The following is a 21917-nucleotide window of genomic DNA, read 5'->3' as shown; positions in this document are numbered from 1 at the left end:
ATCACTGCCAAGCCCCTCCTATTTGGAATAAACATGGATTACCAACTCGATCTCGATTGGCCTGATTTTCTGCAACGCTATTGGCAGAAACGTCCCGTTATCCTCAAACGTGGCTTTAAAAACTTTATTGACCCACTCTCGCCAGACGAGCTGGCTGGGTTAGCGATGGAAAATGAAGTCGATAGCCGTTTGGTCAGCCATGAAGATGGTCGCTGGCAAGTCGGTCATGGCCCCTTTGAGAGCTTTGACCACTTAGGCGAAACCAACTGGTCGCTGCTGGTTCAGGCGGTTGACCATTGGCATGAACCTGCCGCTGCATTAATGCGCCCCTTCCGTGAGCTTTCTGACTGGCGCATGGATGATTTGATGATCTCCTTCTCCGTACCCGGTGGTGGCGTAGGTCCGCACTTTGACCAATATGACGTCTTTATCATTCAGGGCACAGGCCGTCGTCGCTGGCGGGTTGGCGAAAAAACTGAAATGAAGCAGCATTGCCCACATCCAGATTTGCTGCAAGTTGGCCCCTTCGATGCCATCATTGATGAAGAGATGGAACCGGGTGATATTCTCTATATCCCACCTGGTTTCCCTCATGAAGGCTATGCACTTGAAAATGCATTGAATTACTCCGTCGGTTTCCGCGCCCCAAATGCGCGAGAGCTGGTCAGCGGCTTTGCCGACTATATACTTTCACGGGAGTTAGGCAGCCACCGCTACAGTGATCCCGACCTGCAATTGCGAGAACACCCCGCAGAAATGTTGCCACAAGAGGTCGATAAGCTTCGTACCATGATGTTGGATTTAGTTCAGCAGCCTGAGCACTTCCAAAATTGGCTCGGTGAGTTTATTTCTCAATCGCGCCATGAATTGGATATCGCACCGCCAGAACCACCTTATCAGGCCGGTGATATCTATGAATTGCTCCAGCAAGGCGAGGCGTTACAACGCCTGAGTGGCCTACGCGTGCTGCGCATCGGAGATCATTGCTATGCTAACGGTGAGTTGATTGATACCCCGTATTTGCAGGCTGCTGATGCATTGTGCCAACACTTCAGTGTTGATGCTGAGAAACTGGGCAGCGCACTCGAAGACCCTTCATTCCTGGCGATGCTGAGTGCAATGGTGAACAGCGGATATTGGTATTTTAACGACTAATACTTGCTGCCTATACACAAAATACCCCGAACAACGGGGCATCAGACCGTTGACAAAGTTAATTGGCGGGGAAGTGTGACGAATGGGTCGTAACGGCGTGAGCCGTCGGAGCGCCCATCGGTGCAGTCGCCCGCCCGTCACCGAGCTATAAATGAGGTTTGTCAGCAAGCTCATGCCCCGAACAACGGGGCATTTTGCTAAAAGAGTCGCAAAGAAACCTATACCGCTTTAGCGCGTTTAGCGGTCAATTCCGCAATTCGCATGATAACGGCGACCGCTTTCTCCATCCCTTCCAGCGTAATAAACTCATGTTTACCGTGATAGTTATAACCCCCAGTAAAGATATTTGGGCAAGGTAATCCGAGGAAGGATAGCTGAGCGCCATCGGTGCCTCCACGGATCGGCTTCATAATAGGGGTGATATCACAATCGCGCATAGCCTGTTGGGCCAGTTCGATAATATGCGGGTGCTTAATAATATGCTCACGCATGTTGTAATAGCTGTCATCCATAATGATTTCGATATAGCAATCACGGTGTAACCCCTTCCCGACCCGCTTAGCAATATCCACCATATTCTTTTTGCGCGCTTCAAAACCATCGCGGTTAAAATCCCGCACGATGTAGTGCATTTCTGCCCGCTCAACGGTACCTTTGATACTTTGCAGATGGTAGAAACCTTCGTAACCCTCTGTGTGCTCAGGTGTTTCATCCGCAGGAAGCTCTTGATGGAAGCGAGTCGCCAGCGACAAAGCATTGACCATCACCCCTTTCGCACTACCAGGATGAACATTGTTACCGACAATTTTAATGGTCACGGATGCCGCATTAAAGTTCTCAAACTCCAGCTCACCCACACCGCCACCATCCACGGTGTAAGCCCACTGCGCATCAAACTCCTCCACATTAAAGAAGCGCGCACCTTTGCCCACTTCCTCATCTGGCGTGAATGCAATGCGGATATCTCCGTGAGGCACATTGGTGTGTCTTAAGCGCACCATGGCGGTGATGATCTCGGCAATGCCAGCTTTATCATCCGCACCTAACAGCGTTTTACCGTCAGTGGTGATTAAGGTATGCCCAAGTAGTTGATGCAATATCGGGAACATGACCGGGGACAAAACTTCGTCGCCCATCCCTAAGGCAATATCGCCACCTCGGTAGTTTTCTAAAATCTGTGGATTGACGTTTTTACCTGAGAAATCAGGGGAAGTATCAAGATGGGCAATAAAACCAATGGTGGGGACCGGCCAAGAGACATTTGCAGGCAATGTTGCCATAACACAGCCATGGTCGCTCAAGCTAACCTGAGAGAAACCTAGCGCCTGCAACTCATGTTGTAATGCCTGAGCAAGCTTTCGCTGCCCTTCAGTGCTCGGCACGGATTTTACATTGGCTTTTGCTTGTGTATCAAAAGAGACATAGTTGAAAAAGCGGTCGAGTAATTTGTCCATGGTTCCCACCCTCATAATAGTGATTATCATTATGGGGAAGTGATCATGATCAAATATTGCGTCAGGTCAGTTTTAGACAAACTTAAGCCAGAATAAAAGCCGCGACGTCAAAACGTGGCGGCTCCAATTAAGCAGATTGAATATGGTGCAAAGTCATTGGCGTTGCAGCTAACAACGCTACAGCCCCAATGCCGCAGAGTCATTAGTCACCCTGACGATTCTCGCCCCGTGTCGTTAAAAACTCACGCACATATTCTGGAACCACTTTACTCGCCAAACCGTAGTGTTTTTCATCAAACTGGCTTTCCACCTGGCTTGGCTCCAGATTCAACTCGACGGTATGCGCACCGTGCAAACTTGATTCATGAACAAACCCGGCTGCGGGATAGACATGGCCGGAGGTGCCAATCGAGATAAAGAAGTCAGCTTCAGCCAATGCTTGATAGATCTCATCCATTCCCATCGGCATTTCACCAAACCACACAATATGAGGCCGTAGCGGTGAAGGGAATTGGCAACAGTGGCAACGTTCATCAGCAGAGAGATCACCCGGCCAATCCAACACTTGACCAGACTGCGTGCAACGGACTTTCAGCAGCTCACCATGCATATGGATCACTCGCTTACTACCCGCTCTTTCATGCAAGTCATCAATATTCTGGGTCACCAGAACAAAGTTATCACCAAGCACAGCTTCTAAGTCTGCCAGTGCGAAGTGCGCCGCATTTGGCGCAATATCGGGCTGTTGTAACTGACGACGGCGGGCATTATAAAAAGCCTGAACTAATTCAGGGTCCCGGCGATACCCCTCAGGTGTGGCGACGTCCTCCACCTGATGCTCTTCCCATAAACCATCAGCGGCACGGAAAGTACGAATACCGGATTCAGCCGAAATTCCTGCCCCAGTCAACACCACCACAAAGGGTTTCTTCATTTCTGAGGTTGCAGCACTGTCCCGATGAAAAATGCGGGAGCGAAAACGTTGATGCCGCAAATGCTTATTCTTGCGAAACCGACATAGCCGATGGCGAATGCGCATAACTTTTTGCCTCTTCTATAACCTTGGCACTTGGCGTTACAGGGGTAATATGCTGCCGACCTGTAACATCAATGACATTGGGTATTATTATTGATAGTAACGACTATTGCTCATTCAAATTCAGAAATGCAGCCCCACGAACACCACCCGCATCGCCATAACGCGCTTTCTCAATGCGTGGTAAGCGCGCCACTCGCAATAAATGCTGCGGTAAGCGTTTCGGTAGTTCCTCGTAGATCTTTTCGAAATTAGATAATCCGCCGCCAATCACCACTAAATGGGGGTCCAGCATGGTCAATAGATTGCCTAAACACACGGCCAGCACATCCATAAAGCGCTCAATATGGGCCACAGCCTTAGGTTCACCAGCGTTATAGTTGGCGATGATTTCTGTCGCTGACAAGGATTGCTGGTTAAAGTGCTGATACATCCATTCAAAACCACGGCCAGAAATATAATTCTCGATGCAACCATTATGACCGCACCCACAAGGCACCCGTGGAATATCAGCACCCAAGATATCTAGCGCATCCACCGGTAAGCGAAAGTGACCAAATTCACCGGTGATATGATTACGTCCACTGACAATACTGCCGTTCACAATCAGGCCGCCGCCGACACCGGTACCCAGAATCAACCCCAAGACGGTTGGATAGGCACGAAATTCCGGGTCCCAAGCTTCAGACAGCGCGAAGCAGTTGGCATCGTTATCGATACGAACTTCACGCTGAATCAATTTTGACAGATCGCCTTGCAATGATTGGCCCATCGCCGCAGGGACATTGGCGGTGAAAACGGTGCCATCATCCGCATTAGGTAAACCGGGAATACCGATGCCCACGTGGCCTTTAACACCACAATGGGCATCGGCTTCCAGTGTCAAACTCTGTAATGTTTGCAGCAACTGCTGATAGTCATCACGTGGTGTAGGGACTCGTTTATGCCAGATTCGTTGTAGGTTGGCATCAAAAACGCCCAACTCTATTTTGGTGCCACCCATATCAAAGCCGTAATACATAAACTTATCCTTATATGCCCTAAATAATTCAAGTTGCAGGAAGGTAGCCACGTACATGCTGCTTGGAGTACGACGGCAATAATTACTGCCCGCTCAATACCCGAGCTGGATCAATACGACTCGCACGACGTGCAGGATACCAGCTGGCAATCAAACTCAGCACCAGCGCGGTTGCCAGCACGCAGACTACGTCAAACCAATGCAATTCTGACGGCAAGAAGTCGATGAAATAGATATCGCCCGACAAAAATTGATGCCCGATCAGCTTTTCTAACCCACGGATAATATTGGTTAATTGCAGCGAAATAATCACCCCAGCCACCACACCGCTAATGCTGCCGATAAACCCAGCCAGCAAGCCATACCAAATGAAGATGGAGCGAATCAGGCCATCCTTAGCGCCTAATGTGCGCAATACCGCGATATCACTGCTTTTATCTTTAACCGCCATCACTAGGGTGGAAACAATATTAAAACTGGCGACACCAATCACCAGCACCATCGCTAAGTACATGATAGTGCGGATCATCTGGATATCTCGGTACATATAGCCATAAGTGCCAATCCAGCTACTGATATAGACATAGGCGTTGCTCACCTCACCGGCGCTACGTACCAGCTTGTTGGCGTTGTAAACATCATCTACCTTGATGGCGATACCTGTAACACTGTCCCCCATTTCAAGATATTGCTGTGCATCCGCCAAGGGCACCAGTGCCAGACTGTGATCCAACTGACCACTCAGTTGAAAAATACCCGCCACCTGTAAACGAATGCGCTTAGGTTGCAGCAATTTCATCTCAGGATCGCTATTGGGGATCATCACCGTCAGCCAAGAGCCTTGTTTCACCCCTAAGGCATCTGCCAAGCCCTTACCTAAGATAATCTGCTGCTGCCCCGCCTTGAAATTATCCCAAGCGTGATCAACAACAAAACTGGGCAGTGCACTAAGGCGCTGCTCCGCCTCGGGATCCACCCCTTTGACCTGTACCGCTCGAAGTTGCGTGGCGTTTTCAATCAGTCCAGTGAAATTGATGTAAGGGGCCGCTGCCAAAATACCCGGCACTTTTTCGATCCGTTGTAAGCTTTGTGACCAGTCAGCAAACGGCTGATTAACCGCCGCAATCTCACCATGGGGAACGACCGCCAAAATACGGTTTTTCAGCTCACGCTCGAAGCCGTTCATCGCACTTAGGCCGACGATCAATACCGTGACACCCAAGGCAATACCCAGAGTGGATATCACCGAAATTAGCGACACCATACCGCCACGACGGCGGCCACGGCTAAAACGTAAAGCCATTAAGAGCGAAAGTGGCAAAGCGCCCATCACTGAGCCCCCACCAACGTCAAATGCTGCTGTAACTGACCATCACGCATTTCTAACTGCCGACTCATCCGTTTCGCCAACTGCAAATCGTGGGTGACCACTAAGAATGCCGTACCCTGACGGACATTCAATTCACCCAGCAAATTGAAGATACTATCCGCATTACGTTGGTCCAGATTCCCGGTCGGCTCATCGGCTAAAACCAGCGAAGGGTTATTGACCAGCGAACGGGCAATCGCCACACGCTGGCGCTCACCACCGGACAACTCAGAGGGGCGATGCTTACTGCGCTTCTCCAGCCCCACAGCCACCAACATGGCTCGGGCTTTATCCTGCGCTTCTGCCGGTTTAGCGCCACCAATGAGCAGTGGCATCGCGACATTTTCTAATGCAGTGAAATCAGGCAGCAAATGGTGAAATTGATAGATGAAACCTAACTCACGGTTACGTAATTCCGCTTTCGCACTGGAGGAGAGCTGATTCAATGAGCGCCCCTGATAAATCACTTCACCGGATGTCGGGGTATCTAAGCCGCCCAACAGATGCAGCAAAGTGCTTTTCCCGGAACCAGAGCTACCGACAATCGCCATTAGCTCACCAGACTCAATGGTGAACGACACATTGCTCAAAACCTCGGTATGCAGTTGCCCTTCCTGATAGCGTTTGCACAAGTTTAAGCACTGTAATAAAGGATGATTACTCATAGCGTAAAGCCTCGGCAGGTTGTGCGGCGGCAGCGCGCCAGGAAGGATAAAGCGTGGACAGCAAAGCAATCGCCATCGCCAACAAGGCAATGACCGTGACCTGAACCGGGTTAATTTCCACCGGTAACGAGCCACTATCAATCAGTAAACCGAGAATAGGCATGATAGTGTTCAATTGGCTGGCGAGCAAAATACCCAGCCCGGCACCGAGCAATGCACCAATTACGCCCGCGGTCGCACCCTGCACCATAAATATCAGCATGATTTGGCGACGGCTCAAACCCTGCGTCTGCAAAATAGCCACCTCACCCTGCTTTTCCATGACTAGCAGGCCCAGCGAGGTGATGATATTAAAGGCCGCAACGGCGATAATCAGACTCAGCAGCAGCCCCATCATATTCTTTTCCATGCGCACGGCTTGGAACAATTCGCCTTTGCGGTCACGCCAATCCTTCCATACCGTGCCTTCCGGCAGAGTTTGTTGGCTTAGGCTATCGACTGTGAGCGGGTGCGAAAGGAATAAACGCCAGCCGGTGATGTTACCCGCCGGATAGCGCATTAGGCGCGAGGCATCCTGCTGATTAACCAGCATTTGGTAGCCATCCACTTCGCTGTCAGCCGCAAATGTCCCGATCACATTAAATAGCCGCTGGCTAGGAATGCGCCCCATTGGAGTGAACTGGCTGGCGCTTGGCACCATCAAACGCAGCGTTTCGCCCCGTTTAACGCCCAACTGGCCCGCCAGTTTCTCACCGAGGATCATGTTGTAGCTGCCGGGCTGTAAATCCTTCAGGTGCACATTAACCAGATAGTTGGCCAAGGGTTCATGCTGGGTGGGATCAACCCCCAACATCACACCCGCGGACAGATTACGAGCGCTCTGCAACACCACGTCCGCCGTGGTCAATGGCACAATATCGATCACCCCCGTCAGTGATTTCAGTGCTGACGCTGGGATCTTGTTCGGGTCGAGTGAGCCTTGCGGCGTGGTAATCAGCACCTGTGGCATCAGCCCCAAAATATTATTCTGCAAATCACGCTCAAAACCATTCATCACAGACAATACGGTAATCAATGCCATCACACCCAGCGTGATGCCAATGGTAGAAAGCCACGAAACGAACCGACCAAAGCGGTCAGATGCACGCCCGCGCATATAGCGCAGGCCAATAAATAGTGCGACAGGTTGATACATGAAATCTGTTTAGATCCTGTTGCTAAAGCAAAGTGATCGAGGATAATAAAGGGTACTACCGCTTTATGGAACCATTAACCGCCTAAATCTCCGGCTTTTATTCCAAAAAAGGGCACCCATCTGTGGCTATAGCTGTTCACGTGCTAGGATAGCCGCCGAGATAATTTGTCCTGATAAAGAGACTGTTTAACTGCTTATGTCCCAACAATATCGTTATTCATTACCTGAACGACGTGGCGATACCCGTCAGTTAGGTCAGTTGACCGGCTCTGCTTGCGCGGTCGAATGTGCGGAAATCATTGAGCGCCATAAGGGTCCGGTAATGTTAATTACCCCCGACATGCAGACGGCGCTGCGCCTACGGGATGAGATCCAGCAATTCTCATCATGGCCGGTGAATACCCTCTCCGACTGGGAAACCCTGCCTTACGACAGTTTCTCACCGCATCAGGATATTATTTCGGCCCGCCTCTCTTGCTTGTATCAGCTTCCCGCAATGCAGCGTGGCGTTATTATTCTCCCGATCAATACCCTGATGCAACGGGTATGCCCCCATGAGTTCCTGCATGGTCATGCTCTGGTGATGAAAAAAGGCCAGCATCTGTCACGGGATAAGTTGCGCGCCCAACTCGAGCAGGCAGGTTACCGCAGTGTTGATCAGGTGATGGAGCACGGTGAGTTTGCCACCCGTGGCGCATTGCTGGATCTCTATCCGATGGGCAGCGAAGAGCCATATCGCATTGATTTCTTTGACGATGACATTGACAGCTTGCGGGTGTTTGATGTGGATACCCAGCGCACGCTGTCCGAAGTTGAGCAGATAAACTTACTGCCCGCTCACGAATTCCCTATTGATAAAGCCGCCATTGAGCTGTTCCGCAGCCAATGGCGTGAGCAGTTCGACGTCCGCCGTGATGCGGAACATATTTATCAGCAAGTGAGCAAAGGCATCTGGCCCGCCGGGATCGAATACTGGCAGCCGCTATTCTTCAGCCAGCCATTACCCTCACTGTTCAGTTACTTGCCTGAAAATACCCTATTGGTAAACACCGGCTCGCTGGAAAGCTCCGCAGAGCGTTTTTGGCTGGATGTGAATCAGCGTTTTGAGAGCCGCCGCATTGACCCAATGCGCCCTTTGTTGGCCCCCGAAACCCTCTGGTTGCGGGTCGACTCGCTGTTCAGCGAGCTCAAAGCCTGGCCACGAGTCCAGTTTAAAACCGAAGAAGTGCCGGCCAAAGCAGCCAATACCAACTTGCACTATCAGGCGCTGCCTGATTTAGCGGTTCAAGCGCAACAAAAAGCGCCATTGGATAATCTGCGCCGCTTTATTGAGGCTTTCAGCGGCAGCCTTGTGTTCTCCGTAGAGAGTGAGGGCCGACGCGAAACACTGCAAGATCTGCTGGCGCGGATAAAAATCAGCCCGACCCTCATTACCGAATTATCGCAAGCCCGCGCGCCCGGCCACTATTTGATGATTGGTGCGGCTGAACGTGGCTTCCTGGATACGGATAAGCAGCTCGCGCTGATTTGTGAAAGCGATTTATTGGGTGAGCGCGTTAGCCGCCGTCGGCAAGATAACCGCCGCACCATCAATACCGATACGCTGATCCGCAATCTGGCCGAGCTGCGCCCCGGTCAGCCGGTGGTGCATCTGGAACACGGCGTTGGCCGCTATTTGGGCCTAACCACCCTTGAAGCGGGCGGTATCAAAGCCGAATACCTGATATTGACCTATGCTGGCGAAGATAAGCTGTATGTCCCAGTGTCATCCTTGCATCTGATCAGCCGCTATTCCGGTGGCGCGGACGAAAATGCGCCGCTGCACAAACTGGGTGGCGAAGCTTGGAGTCGCGCACGGCAAAAAGCCGCAGAAAAAGTGCGGGATGTCGCCGCTGAACTGCTGGATATCTATGCGCAGCGCGCCGCTAAATCAGGCTTTAAATTTAAACTCGATCGTGAACAATATCAGCTGTTCTGCCAAAGTTTCCCGTTTGAAACTACCCCCGATCAAGAGCAGGCCATCAATGCGGTTATCAGCGATATGTGCCAGCCGTTGGCGATGGATCGACTGGTCTGTGGTGATGTCGGCTTCGGTAAAACCGAAGTAGCGATGCGGGCCGCATTCCTTGCAGTAGCTAATAATAAGCAAGTCGCAGTATTGGTACCGACCACCCTGCTCGCTCAGCAGCATTTTGACAACTTCCGCGACCGCTTTGCCACGTGGCCGGTGCGGATTGAGATGATGTCCCGCTTCCGTAGCGCCAAAGAGCAGCAAGTGATACTGGATCAAGCCGCTGAAGGGAAAGTCGATATTATTATCGGCACCCACAAATTGCTGCAAAGTGACCTTCGCTGGCAAGATCTCGGCCTGTTGATCGTCGATGAGGAGCACCGCTTCGGTGTGCGCCATAAAGAGCGCATCAAAGCGATGCGCGCGGATGTGGATATCCTGACGCTAACTGCAACGCCTATCCCGCGCACACTGAATATGGCGATGAGCGGCATGCGCGATTTGTCGATTATTGCCACACCGCCTGCGCGCCGTTTAGCGGTGAAAACCTTTGTACGTGAGTATGACAGTCTGGTGATTCGGGAAGCGATTCTACGTGAAATTCTCCGTGGTGGGCAGGTTTACTACCTGTACAACGACGTGGAGAACATCGAAAAAGCTACCCAACGACTGGCTGAATTAGTGCCAGAAGCACGGATCGCGATTGGTCACGGTCAGATGCGTGAACGTGATCTGGAGCGGGTGATGAATGATTTCCATCATCAGCGTTTTAACGTCTTGGTATGTACAACGATTATCGAAACCGGCATCGACATTCCTAGCGCCAATACCATTATCATCGAACGTGCCGATCATTTTGGTCTAGCGCAGCTACATCAATTGCGAGGCCGCGTCGGGCGCTCGCATCATCAGGCTTATGCCTACCTGCTAACACCGAACCCGAAGGCCATGAGTACCGATGCCAAAAAACGTCTGGAAGCCATTGCTTCACTGGAAGATCTCGGTGCTGGTTTCGCACTGGCAACCCATGATCTGGAGATTCGTGGTGCCGGTGAGCTGTTAGGCGAAGACCAAAGCGGCCAGCTGACCACCATCGGCTTCTCGCTGTACATGGAGCTGCTAGAAAACGCTGTTGATGCACTGAAAGAGGGTCGCGAGCCATCACTGGAAGATTTAACCAACAATCAGACTGAAATTGAGATGCGCATGCCCGTGTTGCTACCCGATGATTTCATTCCAGATGTGAATGTTCGGCTTTCGTTCTATAAGCGTATCGCCAGTGCACGTAATGAAACGGAACTTGATGAGTTAAAAGTTGAGCTCATCGATCGCTTTGGCAAGCTGCCAGATGCCGCCCGCTACCTGCTACAAACCGCTGAATTGCGTCAGCAAGCTCAGAAGTTGGGAATTAAGCGGATTGAAGGCAATGAGCGCGGTGGTTTTGTCGAGTTTAGCGAGAAGAACAAAGTCGATCCGGTCTATCTGATCGGGTTGCTGCAACGGCAGTCGAAAATATATCGACTGGAAGGGCCAACCAAGCTGAAGTTTATGCAGGATTTAACTGACCGAGCGCAACGACTGAAATTTATCAGTGAATTGCTGACGGCATTTGCTCAGCATCGCGTGGCTTAATCGGATGATTAATGCGGGTTCTCAGAAATGAGAGACCCGCGTTAATGCTAATGCCACTCGCTTAACTCCTATACTCTTCGTACTTAGCGCCGCAGGGGTGTTGGGTACAAATTAGGTTAAGCGATCAGAATTAACACTAAATCGCGGGTTCTTGGTACAAGGTCTTGGACAACAGTTTTTGTATTATGCTCGGTCGTTCAGTATCAGTTGACCATTTTTATCGATTGGGATCTGCGTGCCTGGATCACGATCCATACGAATTTTTCCCTGCTGATCGCCAATTTTGTAGGTTACGTCATATCCCAGCATTTTCTGTGACTTGTCGTAAACGGTTTGGCAACGCTGTTGGGTGGTCGTATAAGTATCATTTTCCTGCATATTGTTTTGCACGCGGTTACCGGCATAACCACCTGCCAGCGCGCCAGCCACAGTGGCGATATCTTTACCACGCCCACCGCCGACCTGATGGCCCAGCACCCCACCAGCAACGGCACCTAACACTGAACCCGCGATTTGGTTCTCGTCTTGCACCGGTTTACGATGAGTGACAGTGACATCACGACACTCTTTACGAGGCGTTTTGATCGTCTCTTTAATCGGTGTTGCGGCAAGAACTTGTGCATATTGCGGTGCGCCGGAGAAGACATTCATACTCGCGACAGCGGCAATTCCCAGAGCGGCCGCAATACCGATACCCACACCTGCTAACATTGATTTGTTCACAGGAAATCCTCCTGAAAGTGTTACCACGCATCTTCTGCCCCAGAATTCCAATGTCATAAACCGAAAATCTGATAGCGTCTGGCTTTGAGGGCTGAACCCTGATGACCGGAGTACGGCGTGCGTGACTCGCCGTCTTAACTCAGTAGACAGGTGAAGTCTGCACAATGTACTTTGACCTAGCAATAAGACAAATGGACTAAACATCCAGATAATAGGTGTGAATGAATGTGTTTAGGAGGAATCCGACTGGAGGGCCATTTTACTGCGGAATTTTATGCTGACAATTTCACATTACGTGCGCATTCTTTTAGCTTTCTGTGCGCTAGTTTCTGAGCAAACTGCCCTCATCAATCATGCGACAGTGATTCGGGTGAGTAAACGCCGCAAACAATGCTGCGGCGTTCAGGATACAGGAGAATTTAGTGGAGTTTGAGTCGTGGGCGAATAACCCGATTAATCCCACCCACCAGCATCATCAAGCCAGTCTTAGTGTAACCATGCAATGCGACTTGATGCATGCGATAGAGCGAGATGTACACCACGCGAGCCACACGGCCCTCGACCATCATGGAGCCACGCATCAAGTTGCCCATCAAGCTGCCAACAGTGCTGAACTTCGACAGTGAAACCAGTGAACCGTGGTCTTTGTAGATGTACGGCTTCAGCGGTTGGTCGTTAAGCAATGCCAAAATATTGCTGTAGCAGCGGCTGGCCATCTGATGTGCTGACTGCGCACGCGGTGGCACAAAACCGCCATTCGGCTGCGGACAAGAAGCACAGTCGCCGATGGCAAAGATATTTGGGTCACGGGTGGTTTGCAGGGTCGGTTCAACCACCAACTGGTTAATGCGGTTGGTTTCCAGCCCGGCGATATCCTTCATAAAGTCCGGCGCTTTAATCCCTGCCGCCCAGACCATCAGATCGGCATTAATGTACTCGCCATCTTTTGTATTCAGGCCGTTTTCGTCAGCACTAGTTACCATTGTTTTGGTCAATACACGGACACCCAGCTTAATCAACTCTTGATGCGCCGCTGCCGAAATACGCGGCGGCAGTGCAGGCAGAATTCGTTCACCCGCTTCAACCAGCGTCACATTCAGTGCTTGGTTATCCAAACCTTCAAAACCGTAGCTGTGCAGCTGTTTCACCGCATTATGCAGCTCAGCAGAGAGTTCCACACCGGTCGCGCCACCACCGACAATGGCGATGTTCACTTTGCCCTTCTCACCCGGCTGCGCTGAATATTTCAGGAACAGGTTGAGCATCTCATTATGGAAACGGTGAGCCTGATGCGGGTTATCCAGGAAGATGCAGTTCTCTTTCACACCCGGCGTGCCGAAGTCGTTCGAGGTACTACCCAGCGCCATGACCAAAATGTCATAGGTTAATTCACGTTGCGTCACCAGCACATCGCCGTGTTCGTCGCAAATCTCCGCCAGACTGAGGGTTTTGGTTTCACGGTTGATGTCAGTTAAGGAACCTAACTGGAAATTAAAGCCGTGGTTACGGGCATGAGCCAGATAGCTCAGCGCATCGACACCATCATCCAGAGAACCGGTTGCCACTTCGTGCAGCAGTGGTTTCCACAAATGGCTATGGTTACGATCGACCAAAACGATCTCGGCTTTTTTACTGCGGCCTAGTTTATGCCCCAGACTTGTTGCCAGCTCAAGACCGCCAGCACCACCACCAATAATAACGATTTTTTTCTTCGGCGTTGTCAAAATGACCCCCTAAATGTGAACCAATTGTTAGCTAAGGGTAAATGAATAATATCCTTAGATAACATAGGGTTCGCTTATGCTAAATCAATAATCTGAAGCCAGAATATCATGCAGGGTTATTTGGTCATACCAAAATTGATATATATCAACTTTTTTTGATTAAAGTGGCAGCGGCGGGATTTTTTCTAGAATAGGATTCAGATAGTTAGCATTTCGTCACAATTTTGAATCTTTCTATATGCCAAGCCATAAAAGGGAAAACTGGGCATTTTTTGTCATAAAAATGGCCTGAAAAAAGTACGCTACACACCTTTTCCAAGCCAAGTCACAGAGAGTTACCCCCCTGCCATTAACCCACCATTAACATTAAACCGAGTTAACCTTGAGTTTTAGTCCAACCCATAGCTCGTATTATCCGAGCGTTTTAAACGCCTTGATACGCTGAAGATGAGGTGAAAGATCCTTAAATTTGTGGCTCTGTTTCTCATCCCAGACAATTTCATAATAAGGGTGCAAATCACCTGCCGTTAGCTGACTGTCGAGCATTTCATCATGGCGCGACAACACCACCAGGCAGCGATCGCGGTTTTTCTCGCGGAAGTTATTGATGCATTTGCTGGCGATATCGACATACTCTTCCGGGCGGTCAATTTTGCCACTCATATTATTCTGTGGGTAGAGATTCGGGTTAAATGCAACCTGACGGATCCCGCACAGGAAGCCGATGCGCTCAGCCCAAAAACCGCCCAATCCAACGCCACAAATCAGTGATTTGGCATCACCGCCCTGCTGGATGGCTTTATCCACTTCTTTCAGTAAATGCTGCATGTCATGGCGAGGATGCAAAGTGCTGTAACTGATAAAACGCACATCCGGATCAATGAATTGCAGTTGCAGGACTTTCTCGTGATTGCCGGGGCTGTTGGAATCAAAACCATGTAGATAGACGATCATATTTATCCTCGCTTATCCCCCTCCTACTTCAAGCTGCATGTGCGTAAGCAACACTCATTACTCGGCCCATCCATGGGCCTCGCCTCTGCGAGACCGCTGCAACTCGAATTATTTAGGGTATATAACCTATCTCAGTAGGTGTTTATGAGCATCCCAACGTTCGCTGAGTGCGGTTAATGCCTTATTTGCCTGCTGCCAGCGTGATGACGCCATCAACGCCTGACGGCTGAACTGCCCTGAATGGTACAATCTCGTCAGTTGATCTGCTTTGACCGGAGACAGGTTATCTAGCACACTCACAGCCCCCTGACGGTGATTACACACCAAAATCATATCGCAACCCGCATCCAAAGATGCCTGCCCACGCTCAGCATAACTGCCCATAATCGCCGCCCCCTCCATCGAGAGATCATCGGAGAAAATGATGCCATTGAACCCTAACTCTTGACGCAATATCTGCTGAAGCCAGTAAGCCGAACCACTGGCTGGGCGTGTATCTGCCTCAGTATAAATCACGTGAGCGGGCATGATGGCATCCAGCAACCCGCGCGCGATCAGTTCGCGAAATATAACCATATCATGAGTACGTATTTCTGCCAGTGGTCGATTATCACGTGGCGTCTCTTTATGGGAATCTGCGGTTACCGCACCGTGACCGGGGAAGTGCTTCCCTGTGGTTTTCATCCCAGCGCTGTGCATCCCTCGGATAAAGCACTCGGCCATCTTCAGCGCTTGCTGCGGATCGCTGTGGAACGAGCGCTCACCAATAGCAGCGCTGACATGACCAATATCCAATACCGGCGCAAAGCTGATATCGATATCCATTGAGATCATCTCTGCCGCCATTAGCCAGCCCGCTTCTTGCGCCAACTGCGCCGCCGTGGCGGCATCATTGATGGCGGCGAATGACTGGGCTGCAGGCAGACGGGTAAAACCATCACGGAAACGTTGTACCCGACCGCCCTCCTGATCAACCGCCACCACCAGTCGATCATGGGAGGCCGCCCTGATTTGGCGGACTAACTCACGCAACTGCTCGGCATCATGATAATTACGGCTAAACAGAATCAGGCCGCCCACCAGCGGGTGTTTTAAAATCTCACGCTCTTCGGCATCCAGCTCATAGCTGGCAACGTCTAACATCACTGGACCCACGATAACCCCACAACTTTAAAGTAAAAATCAAAAAGACAGATTAAATCGCTGACGCAGCGGCGCGGCCCATTGTAAAAATGTGCTATCCCCCGTCTGCTGCCAGCGAACTTCAAACCACATCAGCATCAGGTAGTCAATCCACGGCAGCCAGCGCTGTATCTGGCGCGAGAGACGTACAGCGTCATGGTAGCCACTTCTGCTACCACAGTAGTGCTGTAAAAAAGTCTGCTGCTGTGGCAGCGGCCAGTTATTGCCGCGAAACAGGGCTGCAATATCCAGCGCAATATCACCATCAGCGGCATATTCCCAATCAATCAGTTTCAACCCAGTCGTGGTGATTAAAAGATTGCCGGGGTGAATATCCATATGCAAGGGAGCCAGTTTTATCGGTTGCGGTTGCGGCCGGCGCAGAAAATCTTGTTGCAGCCGCAACCAATCTGGTGAGCGGCGTGCGGGGTCAATCAAATCACCATAGCGGATTAACTGGGCACGCAGGTCCAAACGATAACCACTGGCGGGTAAACCATGGAGGCGAGTCAACAGCTGTGCCAATTGACCATTATCCGATAATTCAATGAATTGCTGACTGGTGACAACGTCACCTTCAAGCCAATTAACCACCAACCAGTGTGAATTGGCGGCAATTATGGTCGGAGAGAAATCGCTGCCAGCGACCTGTCGCAACAGCTTGCGCTCGCGCCGCCGATTCACCCCCAATTGCATTTTCTGCACCGATTGCTCACGCGCTAGCCAGTCAATGTTTGGCGCGGTAATTCGCCAGCTTTCACCGGTCAGGCCGGAGACAGGGCTAATCTGATAATCGGCGATTTTCACCGCCGGATTGATGCTTTCAATCAGTGCATGCAGGGCGGGATCAGCGCTGGACTGGGCCATGGCCTGACCAGATAATTTCGCCGGTTTGCGCCTGCATCAGTTGCATTTCAATGGTCGGTGATTTCACATCGCCGCTCACATCGCTGTACAGCACATACTGGGCACTGACATAACGGGCCAGACCAATCGCTTTGCTGCGCGACCCCAGGCTATCCTCTTCAGATAAGCCCAATGTTTGCTTGGCGACCGCCAATTGCTGCGGCGAGATCAAAACAAACTTCTTATTTGATGTCAGCACCTGATGCAGCGCAGCGGTGGCTTTCGCCATTTGCAACGCGCCGTTGGTGTTATTTTTGACGCTATCGAGCAGCAAGATGCTGCCATTCGCGACATCTTTGCTGTTGACCATTTGCGCGACTAAGGGCTCGACACTGGCGGCCCAGTCGATAGATTGCTGCACTTTCGGCGGTTGCGGTACTGTGTCTACCGGCGGTGGTGTCTCGATGACAGGTGGTGTGACCGGCTCAATGGTCACTGGCGGTGTGGTTGGCTCAACAGGTGGCTTAGTGATACACCCCGTCAGCACAAGTGCCGCTAGCGCCACAGATAAATACCTTTTCATTGTCCCACTCCAATAGCGACTGAACTATTATAAAAATAAATAAAGGCGCGCACTTCGCGCGTTGAAATGATTATTCACTGATTGAACGTCCGCCTCATCACCCGGCGCAATGATAATCGCGCGTGGCGCTTCTAGTGGCGGGACTTCTAAGCCCTGCGCATCATACCAATAAAAGCGATAGTTGATTTTTACCGGCTTATTCTGGCTATTAGAGATAACTGAACGCGCAACATTGGTGCCAGCAGAGGTTGATATGGCGGGTTGCGAAGCCAAAATGCCCGCCGTCAGTACCGACGAATCCATTACCACCGTTTGCTGTTGATTGACCGCAATCCCTTTCGGGCTGCTGCACCCCAGCAATGTCGCAACACTTGCGCACACCATCACCGGTAATAAGAACGCCTTTACACGGCGCATAGGCTTACCTCAAATAAGCTCACATTTATATCGCTATTTATGTCGCGACCTATTTATGTGATAGCAACGAACCGAGATCGCGACCACCGACCAAATGCATGTGGATATGGTAGACAACCTGCCCGGCATGGCGGTTGCAATTGATAATCAGGCGATAGCCATCTTCGGCAATGCCTTCTTGCTCTGCAAGTTTAGCAGCTACCGTGATCATGCGACCTAATGTTGCTTCGTGTTCCGCAGTGACATCATTCACAGTAGGAATGAGAATATTGGGAATAATTAAGATATGGGTCGGTGCCTGTGGGGCGATATCACGAAACGCGGTCACCAGTTCATCCTGGTAAACCACGTCGGCAGGGATTTCGCGGCGGATAATTTTGCTGAAAATCGTTTCTTCGGCCATCACGCATTTCCTTGATCATGATAAAAATGGAGAATGCGTAGTATGAGCGACAAATTCTATTGATTTCAACCTCAATCATCACCCTCGGGCATAAGCCGCCGCTTTTTCAAACAAAGCGGGATCGGGGCGAATACCGGTATACAACACAAATTGCTCAACCGCCTGAATGGCAAACACTTCAGCACCAGTAATCACCGTTTTCTCTTGCGCTTTGGCATAGCGGATCAGCGGGGTCATCGCAGGCAGTGCCACTACATCAAAAATGATCTCCGCGCAGTTAACTTCATTTTCAGTGAAAGCCATGTTATCCGCCTCTTTGCCCCCTGCCATGCCCACTGGCGTCGCATTGATGAGCATATCGGCCTGAACATCCTGCATATCAGGGCGGTAGCCGTAGCCCGATTGCTCAGCTAATTGCCTACCTGTTTCTTCATTGGTCGCAATGATAAAGCCCTGCTTAAACCCGGTATTTTTGAGGGCAAATGCCACTGCCTTCGCCATACCGCCACTGCCACGCAGAGCAAACACCTTATCGGTCGGTACCTGATAGGTCTGTAGCAATTGCGCGATGGCGAGATAATCGGTGTTGTACGCTTTCAAATAGCCATCAGTATTAACCAAAGTATTGACTGAATTAATCGCTGCGGCTGATGGGTCCATCTCATCCACCATCGGGATAACGGCCTCTTTAAATGGCATTGATATGGCGCAACCACGGAATCCAAGCGCCCGCACGCCACCAATGGCCGCGGCCAAATCTGTAGTAGTAAATGCCTTATAGAGGTAATCGAGATCCAGCGCATCATACAAATAGTTATGGAAACGGGTGCCGAAGTTGCTAGGTCTGGCGGCTAGCGAGATACAGACTGTAGTATCTTTATTTAAGTGCCGAGTCATCTTTCTACCTCAAATATCATCGTAAATAGGGTATGCGCCCAGTAAGTACCACGTTGTGGGCAACAAAGCTTGCTGTGTTAAAAATTATCGGCTAAAAAGGTGAGATAAAAAACTGCTGACTTTTCTTTAATTGAGTTCCCCTTTTATGACCAGCCGACGCCTTGAGCAACAATATTTGAGATTACTGAATCTGGTCGGTGTGCAACCGACGTCAATTACTCTGCAAGAATTGGCCGACAAACTCAGCTGCACCAAGCGCCATATGCGGACCTTACTGGTTCAAATGCAACAAGCGGGCTGGTTAGTATGGCAGGCAGAGGCGGGTCGAGGCCGTCGTTCACATTTACAACTATTGCGGAACACGCACCAATTATTGATTGAAAAAGCGGAACAGTTGCTCGACTCTGGTGGCTTCAATGAAGCGATTGCCCTGCTGGGTGAAGATAAGCAGCTCATCGCGCCGTTGTTGCGCAGCAAGCTGGGTTATCGGATACGTGATGACTATCAAGCGCTGCGCATTCCCTACTACCGCACCATGGTAAATCTCTACCCTGGCACGCCATTACGTCGCTCCGAGCTGCATTTAGTGCGGCAAATTTTTAACGGACTGACGCGGATAAATGAGGAGAATGGCGAGGTCGCAACCGATTTAGCCCATAAATGGCGCATGCTAGATCCATTACATTGGCGCTTCTATTTACGCCCTGCGGTGCAATTTCATGATGGGCGGGAGCTTTCCAGCCATGATGTGGTCAGCTCATTAACTCGTTGCACCCACTTACCGCTGTTCTCACATATTCAGCAAATTACTGCGCACGGTCCATTGAGTGTCGTTATCGAATTGAATCAGCCGGACCCACATCTCCCCTTGCTACTGGCTCACCATTCGGCACTGATTTTACCGCAAGACCATGCCGCACAGCCGAATTTTGCCTCTCACCCTATTGGCACCGGCCCCTATCGGGTTGCCGAAAACGATGACTGGCATCTGCTGATGAAATCCTTTGATCACTATTTTGGTTTCCGTGGCCTGCTGGATGAAGTTGAGGTGCTGATTTTCCCTGATCTGGCGCGCACTCAAGCGAATCAACCCGTAGTGACCCCGCCCGTACTCGCTGAGCAACTGGATATTGCCCAGCTTCAAAGCGCAACCTGGCTGAGTTCCAGTATCAGCGACATTGATTATGTCTCCGGCTTCGCGGCCAGCCTGACCGGCAAACCCTCGGACTCAACTCAGGAGATGTTCCTTGAGCGTGGCGGCTATTTTCTACTCTGCGATAGTCGCTCAGCGCACTGGCACCGTATCGAGCAGCGGCGCTGGCTGCGGGAAACCCTCAATCCTTATCATTTGATCCAAGGATTAATCGCACCAATCCGCCCTTTTTGGGTTCCTGCCAGCAGTGTGTTGCCTACCTGGTTCCACGGGATAGATTCAGGGGAAGCATGTTCGCCATTCGCCATGGAAACCACGACCGAGGATCGGCCGACACTCACCTTGGCCTACCATGCCCAGCACCCAGAATATTCGATGCTGATCGCAGAAATGACTCATATTCTGGCGACACAGGGCATTCAGCTAACGTCATTGGAGCTGGATTACGCCACTTGGGCCAAGGGTGAAGCGGATGCGGACTTGTGGCTCGGGACGGTGAACTTTGCCGTGCCGGAAGAGTGGAATGTCGGCGCATGGTTGTTAGGCACCTCACTATTACGTCAATCCATTACTGGCGGTGATGGGAGTTGTTTGCAGATACACCAGAATGAGTGGCGTAATCACAAACTCAGTAGCGAGCAATTTGTCAGGGAAGTGACCGCGAGCGGTTGGTTACAACCCCTATTTCATCACTGGATGCGCCTAAAAGCCCCTGAACAGGCACAGGGGGCACACCTGAATAATCTGGGCTGGTTTGATTTCCAAACCACCTGGCTAGAGCCGGAATAGTTGCAATCCACGTTAAGAATATGACTAACTGTATTCGCTCAATGAAATATTACTCAATAACAAATATTGAGTAATTTATACTGCAAGGCTCTTATTATTACATCGGCAATAACCCACCTTTATTTTATTAAAACAGGACAACTGTTTACATTAATATTATACTTTTATTGTCCATGCAGAATTACGACTCCATTTAAATTAACCCATTAATATTAACGCTTAAGATTATTTATATTCACCACTCAATCTCAGCGAATAAAAATGATATTAGCATTTGACACAAGCCCATTATCAATGATATTTCTAATTCAAGGAGAGTAGGAATACATACAATTGCCTTTAGTCATAATATTAACCTTATATAATTAGTTTATTTCCATAACTCAAAATCAAGATCGGCGTAATAATACTTTCCTTAACGGACGAATCCAGGAAGAAGTTTCTTGGTATAGATAATCAATGGAGGGATAAATTATGTCTCGTTTGAAGAAAGAGATCACGGCAACTAAGACTGTTATTAATGTTAGCGAAGTGAAAAAAAATCAGCCTCAGCGCTTGGCGGAGGATGTTCTTGAACAGATTTCTGGTGGTTGGGTCAATGCATTTCTAAGATGGGGGAAATCGTTCTAATTTTCAACAAAATAGGGACTGCCATCGGTGGCCCCTATTTCGCCGATTTATTCGCCCTACAGTCCAGATATATTAACG

At 50.3% G+C, this 21917-nt stretch carries 19 protein-coding genes; 4 read left to right on the top strand and 15 right to left on the bottom strand.

Going from position 1 to position 21917, the window contains the following annotated elements:
- Positions 1-33 precede the first annotated feature (33 nt).
- The gene (locus tag ACZ76_RS17410; protein WP_048620039.1) at positions 34-1155 is read left to right on the top strand and encodes a ribosomal protein uL16 3-hydroxylase; all 1122 of its coding nucleotides are present in this window, start codon (positions 34-36) and stop codon (positions 1153-1155) included.
- Between the two features lie 218 nt (positions 1156-1373).
- Here the strand turns inward: ACZ76_RS17410 and pepT are convergent, their stop codons facing one another.
- The 6 genes from pepT to lolC all read right to left on the bottom strand — a co-directional run bounded on the left by pepT (position 1374) and on the right by lolC (position 7895).
- A complete protein-coding gene (pepT, locus tag ACZ76_RS17405) occupies positions 1374-2609 on the bottom strand; it encodes a peptidase T (RefSeq protein ID WP_048620038.1) in 1236 nt (411 codons plus the stop codon).
- A gap of 202 nt (positions 2610-2811) precedes the next feature.
- Positions 2812-3648, bottom strand: a complete 837-nt coding sequence (gene cobB, locus ACZ76_RS17400; RefSeq protein WP_048620037.1) for a Sir2 family NAD+-dependent deacetylase — start codon at positions 3646-3648, stop codon at positions 2812-2814.
- A 103-nt stretch (positions 3649-3751) separates the two neighbouring features.
- Positions 3752-4666 (bottom strand): N-acetylglucosamine kinase, encoded by a 915-nt coding sequence (nagK, locus tag ACZ76_RS17395; RefSeq protein ID WP_048620036.1) that lies wholly within the window; start codon positions 4664-4666, stop codon positions 3752-3754.
- Between the two features lie 82 nt (positions 4667-4748).
- Complete coding sequence (gene lolE / locus ACZ76_RS17390; RefSeq protein WP_048620035.1) at positions 4749-5996, bottom strand: lipoprotein-releasing ABC transporter permease subunit LolE; 1248 nt, start codon at positions 5994-5996, stop codon at positions 4749-4751.
- Positions 5996-6700, bottom strand: coding sequence for a lipoprotein-releasing ABC transporter ATP-binding protein LolD (gene lolD / locus ACZ76_RS17385; protein WP_048620034.1), 705 nt, complete (start codon positions 6698-6700; stop codon positions 5996-5998). The genes lolE and lolD overlap by 1 nt, the downstream gene beginning before the upstream one ends.
- Positions 6693-7895 carry a lipoprotein-releasing ABC transporter permease subunit LolC gene (gene lolC / locus ACZ76_RS17380; protein WP_048620033.1) on the bottom strand — a complete coding sequence of 401 codons (1203 nt, stop codon included), beginning with the start codon at positions 7893-7895 and terminating at the stop codon, positions 6693-6695. Before lolC ends, lolD begins: the two co-directional genes overlap by 8 nt.
- A gap of 196 nt (positions 7896-8091) precedes the next feature.
- On the opposite strand from lolC, the gene mfd reads away from it, so the two are divergent.
- Positions 8092-11538, top strand: a complete 3447-nt coding sequence (gene mfd, locus ACZ76_RS17375; protein WP_048620032.1) for a transcription-repair coupling factor — start codon at positions 8092-8094, stop codon at positions 11536-11538.
- A gap of 183 nt (positions 11539-11721) precedes the next feature.
- On the opposite strand, the gene ACZ76_RS17370 is transcribed toward mfd, so the two are convergent.
- The 9 genes from ACZ76_RS17370 to ACZ76_RS17330 form a co-directional block, all read right to left on the bottom strand.
- On the bottom strand, positions 11722-12261 hold the full coding sequence (locus ACZ76_RS17370) for a glycine zipper 2TM domain-containing protein (RefSeq protein ID WP_005273099.1): 540 nt from the start codon (positions 12259-12261) through the stop codon (positions 11722-11724).
- A gap of 419 nt (positions 12262-12680) precedes the next feature.
- Positions 12681-13985 carry an NAD(P)/FAD-dependent oxidoreductase gene (locus tag ACZ76_RS17365; RefSeq protein WP_048620031.1) on the bottom strand — a complete coding sequence of 435 codons (1305 nt, stop codon included), beginning with the start codon at positions 13983-13985 and terminating at the stop codon, positions 12681-12683.
- A gap of 411 nt (positions 13986-14396) precedes the next feature.
- Positions 14397-14939 (bottom strand): alpha/beta hydrolase YcfP, encoded by a 543-nt coding sequence (ycfP, locus tag ACZ76_RS17360; protein WP_048620030.1) that lies wholly within the window; start codon positions 14937-14939, stop codon positions 14397-14399.
- A gap of 126 nt (positions 14940-15065) precedes the next feature.
- Entirely contained in the window at positions 15066-16094 is a 1029-nt protein-coding gene (gene nagZ / locus ACZ76_RS17355; protein ID WP_053082185.1) for a beta-N-acetylhexosaminidase, read from the bottom strand.
- A 27-nt stretch (positions 16095-16121) separates the two neighbouring features.
- The gene (gene thiK, locus ACZ76_RS17350; RefSeq protein WP_048620028.1) at positions 16122-16988 is read right to left on the bottom strand and encodes a thiamine kinase; all 867 of its coding nucleotides are present in this window, start codon (positions 16986-16988) and stop codon (positions 16122-16124) included.
- A complete protein-coding gene (lpoB, locus tag ACZ76_RS17345; protein ID WP_048620027.1) occupies positions 16969-17550 on the bottom strand; it encodes a penicillin-binding protein activator LpoB in 582 nt (193 codons plus the stop codon). The genes thiK and lpoB overlap by 20 nt, the downstream gene beginning before the upstream one ends.
- A gap of 27 nt (positions 17551-17577) precedes the next feature.
- The gene (locus ACZ76_RS17340) at positions 17578-17967 is read right to left on the bottom strand and encodes a YcfL family protein (RefSeq protein WP_048620026.1); all 390 of its coding nucleotides are present in this window, start codon (positions 17965-17967) and stop codon (positions 17578-17580) included.
- Between the two features lie 49 nt (positions 17968-18016).
- The gene (gene hinT / locus ACZ76_RS17335; RefSeq protein ID WP_005273079.1) at positions 18017-18370 is read right to left on the bottom strand and encodes a purine nucleoside phosphoramidase; all 354 of its coding nucleotides are present in this window, start codon (positions 18368-18370) and stop codon (positions 18017-18019) included.
- A gap of 78 nt (positions 18371-18448) precedes the next feature.
- On the bottom strand, positions 18449-19267 hold the full coding sequence (locus ACZ76_RS17330; RefSeq protein ID WP_048620025.1) for a shikimate 5-dehydrogenase: 819 nt from the start codon (positions 19265-19267) through the stop codon (positions 18449-18451).
- Positions 19268-19412: 145 nt separating this feature from the next.
- On the opposite strand from ACZ76_RS17330, the gene ACZ76_RS17325 reads away from it, so the two are divergent.
- Positions 19413-21209 carry an SgrR family transcriptional regulator gene (locus ACZ76_RS17325; protein WP_048620024.1) on the top strand — a complete coding sequence of 599 codons (1797 nt, stop codon included), beginning with the start codon at positions 19413-19415 and terminating at the stop codon, positions 21207-21209.
- Positions 21210-21683: 474 nt separating this feature from the next.
- Positions 21684-21839 (top strand): XyeA family cyclophane-containing RiPP triceptide, encoded by a 156-nt coding sequence (gene xyeA, locus ACZ76_RS18665; protein ID WP_071840519.1) that lies wholly within the window; start codon positions 21684-21686, stop codon positions 21837-21839.
- The last annotated feature ends 78 nt before the right edge of the window (positions 21840-21917 follow it).

Origin of the sequence: Yersinia aleksiciae (assembly GCF_001047675.1) — a bacterium.
Classification (GTDB): domain Bacteria; phylum Pseudomonadota; class Gammaproteobacteria; order Enterobacterales; family Enterobacteriaceae; genus Yersinia; species Yersinia aleksiciae.
The sequence above is the reverse complement of the archived record's forward strand: the minus strand, read 5'-3'. Positions and strand labels throughout refer to the sequence as shown.

Excerpts from the sequence above, each read along its gene's own strand:
- ACZ76_RS17410 (WP_048620039.1), top strand. The coding sequence starts at position 34 with ATGGATTACCAACTCGATCTCGATTGGCCTGATTTTCTGCAACGCTAT.
- pepT (WP_048620038.1), bottom strand. The coding sequence starts at position 2,609 with ATGGACAAATTACTCGACCGCTTTTTCAACTATGTCTCTTTTGATACA.
- cobB (WP_048620037.1), bottom strand. The coding sequence starts at position 3,648 with ATGCGCATTCGCCATCGGCTATGTCGGTTTCGCAAGAATAAGCATTTG.
- nagK (WP_048620036.1), bottom strand. The coding sequence starts at position 4,666 with ATGTATTACGGCTTTGATATGGGTGGCACCAAAATAGAGTTGGGCGTT.
- lolE (WP_048620035.1), bottom strand. The coding sequence starts at position 5,996 with ATGGGCGCTTTGCCACTTTCGCTCTTAATGGCTTTACGTTTTAGCCGT.
- lolD (WP_048620034.1), bottom strand. The coding sequence starts at position 6,700 with ATGAGTAATCATCCTTTATTACAGTGCTTAAACTTGTGCAAACGCTAT.
- lolC (WP_048620033.1), bottom strand. The coding sequence starts at position 7,895 with ATGTATCAACCTGTCGCACTATTTATTGGCCTGCGCTATATGCGCGGG.
- mfd (WP_048620032.1), top strand. The coding sequence starts at position 8,092 with ATGTCCCAACAATATCGTTATTCATTACCTGAACGACGTGGCGATACC.
- ycfP (WP_048620030.1), bottom strand. The coding sequence starts at position 14,939 with ATGATCGTCTATCTACATGGTTTTGATTCCAACAGCCCCGGCAATCAC.
- thiK (WP_048620028.1), bottom strand. The coding sequence starts at position 16,988 with ATGGCCCAGTCCAGCGCTGATCCCGCCCTGCATGCACTGATTGAAAGC.
- lpoB (WP_048620027.1), bottom strand. The coding sequence starts at position 17,550 with ATGAAAAGGTATTTATCTGTGGCGCTAGCGGCACTTGTGCTGACGGGG.
- ACZ76_RS17340 (WP_048620026.1), bottom strand. The coding sequence starts at position 17,967 with ATGCGCCGTGTAAAGGCGTTCTTATTACCGGTGATGGTGTGCGCAAGT.
- hinT (WP_005273079.1), bottom strand. The coding sequence starts at position 18,370 with ATGGCCGAAGAAACGATTTTCAGCAAAATTATCCGCCGCGAAATCCCT.
- ACZ76_RS17330 (WP_048620025.1), bottom strand. The coding sequence starts at position 19,267 with ATGACTCGGCACTTAAATAAAGATACTACAGTCTGTATCTCGCTAGCC.
- ACZ76_RS17325 (WP_048620024.1), top strand. The coding sequence starts at position 19,413 with ATGACCAGCCGACGCCTTGAGCAACAATATTTGAGATTACTGAATCTG.
- xyeA (WP_071840519.1), top strand. The coding sequence starts at position 21,684 with ATGTCTCGTTTGAAGAAAGAGATCACGGCAACTAAGACTGTTATTAAT.